This is a genomic window from Brevundimonas sp. CURTG3B2_SDJG (assembly GCF_057364705.1).
On sequence record NZ_JBNFOJ010000441.1, the window covers coordinates 1 to 1697 of the forward strand.

The 1697-nt window shown below is 73.4% G+C and carries 2 protein-coding genes and 1 pseudogene; 1 reads left to right on the top strand and 2 read right to left on the bottom strand.

The genetic code is table 11. The features are described 5' to 3' along the window. Positions 1 to 16: 16 nt before the first annotated feature. Positions 17 to 310 (bottom strand): hypothetical protein, encoded by a 294-nt coding sequence (locus tag AC2W7C_RS17580; RefSeq protein WP_486002524.1) that lies wholly within the window; start codon positions 308 to 310, stop codon positions 17 to 19. A 91-nt stretch (positions 311 to 401) separates the two neighbouring features. Here AC2W7C_RS17580 and cysQ point away from each other — a divergent pair, with 91 nt between their 5' ends. Further along, the gene (gene cysQ, locus AC2W7C_RS17585) at positions 402 to 1187 is read left to right on the top strand and encodes a 3'(2'),5'-bisphosphate nucleotidase CysQ (RefSeq protein WP_486002525.1); all 786 of its coding nucleotides are present in this window, start codon (positions 402 to 404) and stop codon (positions 1185 to 1187) included. On the opposite strand, the pseudogene AC2W7C_RS17590 reads toward cysQ, so the two are convergent. Further along, a pseudogene (locus AC2W7C_RS17590) lies at positions 1184 to 1697 on the bottom strand (hypothetical protein); the annotation flags it as partial. The gene cysQ and the pseudogene AC2W7C_RS17590 overlap by 4 nt on opposite strands.

Genomic DNA, 1697 nt, shown 5'->3' on the forward strand with positions numbered 1-1697 from the left:
GCCCGGCCGCCCTCGGTCAGGCCGGCGACCAGTTCGCCCAGGTCGGCGCCCCGGAGAAGCGCTCCGCCGAGGTCGCGGCCCCGAAGGCGACGCGGGCGAAGGCGACCAGGGCGACCATCTTCTTGGCGCTGGCCTCGATCAGGCCCATGGCGTCGTCGCGCATGTCCTGGGCCGAGGGGTCCTTCAGCAGGTCCAGGCCGGAGCTGATCGCGCCCGCGGGGCTGATGAAGTCGTGGCACAGCTTGCCCGCCACCAGGGCGGCGAGGGCCTGGCCGTCGGGCAGGGCTGAAGGCGGCGCGGCGTCGGTCATGGAGTCTTGCGGGTCACGGAAGCGAGGAAGGTCGGACGCTGCCCTGATTTGCCGTTTCTTCAAACCGCCCGGATGCTCTATCGGAGCGGCCATGAGCAGCCGATTGACCGCCGACCTGACCTCGGGCGCCCTTGCCGAGGCGCTGTCCGACATCGCCGAGGACGCCGCCCGTGTGATCCTGCCCTACTGGCGTTCGGGCGTGGTGGCCGAGGCCAAGGCGGACGCCAGCCCCGTGACCCAGGCCGACCGCGAGGCCGAGGCGCTGATCCTGGCGCGGCTGGCGGCGCTCTATCCCGAGGCGCAGGCCGTCGCCGAAGAGCAGGTGGCGGCCGGCGAGGCGCCCGAAAGCCTAGGCGACTGGTACTGGCTGATCGATCCGCTGGACGGCACCCGCGGCTTCATCGAGGGCCGCGAGAGCTTCACGGTCAACATCGCCCTGATCCACGGTGACGCCCCGGTGGCCGGGGTGGTGACGGCGCCGGCGACCCAGGTCACTTGGCGCAGCGGCGCGCCTGGCGCAGGCGCGTTCCGCCGCCGCTTCGGCGAGGCGTGGCAGTCGATCAAGGTGCGCGAGCGGCCAGCGTCGCCGACCGCGCTCTTGAGCCACAGCATGACCGACGAGGAGGCTCAGCGCCTGGCCTCGCGTCACGGCTGCGTCCAGTGGCAGGGCACGGATTCGTCGCTGAAATTCTGCCTGATCGCCGAGGGGCGGTTCGACGCCTATCCGCGCACGGGCCCGACGTCGGAATGGGACACAGCCGCCGGCCAGGCGGTGCTGGAGGCCGCGGGCGGGCGTGTCATGGCGGAGGACGGAGCCCCTCTGCGCTACGGCAAGCCCTGCTACGCCAACGGCCCCTTCGTGGCTCTCGGCGGCTAGTTTGCCCGGCGGCTAGATCGCCGCCACGCGGGGCGCGGCCCGGCCGCGCGCCGAGCCAGGGCCGAAGCTCCCTGCTCGCGGGCGGTCAGCATCGCCTCGGACAGAATCATGCCGACGGCGTGGGGCTCGAGGCCGGTCATCCGGGCCCGGGCGCAAGCCATGTGGGCCATGCCGATCTGATCCGCGGCCCAGGACAGGGGCTGCACCGGGCCGCCCGCGGCCAGCCGGCGGCGGATCGCGGCCTCCATGCCCGTTATGGCTTCGACATCGCCCATGGCTTCGGCCAGCCGCGCCTCGGCGGCCATCCGCCGTTCGCGCGCCATCGCGCCCAACATGAGGCCGGGTTCGCGGGTCAGGGTCTCGGCCTGGGCCAGCGAGAGCAGGGGGGTGTCCTGATCCGGCCGGGCCAGCAGGACGGCGACCCAGTCCAGCGGGCTGTGGTCGGCGGTGAACTGGTCCGCGGCGGCCTCGAACAGGTCCCGGCCCTGGGCCAGGGCGACTCGTCCGCCG

Coding starts and splice junctions, on each gene's coding strand:
- cysQ (WP_486002525.1), top strand. CDS start 402: ATGAGCAGCCGATTGACCGCCGACCTGACCTCGGGCGCCCTTGCCGAG.
- AC2W7C_RS17580 (WP_486002524.1), bottom strand. CDS start 310: ATGACCGACGCCGCGCCGCCTTCAGCCCTGCCCGACGGCCAGGCCCTC.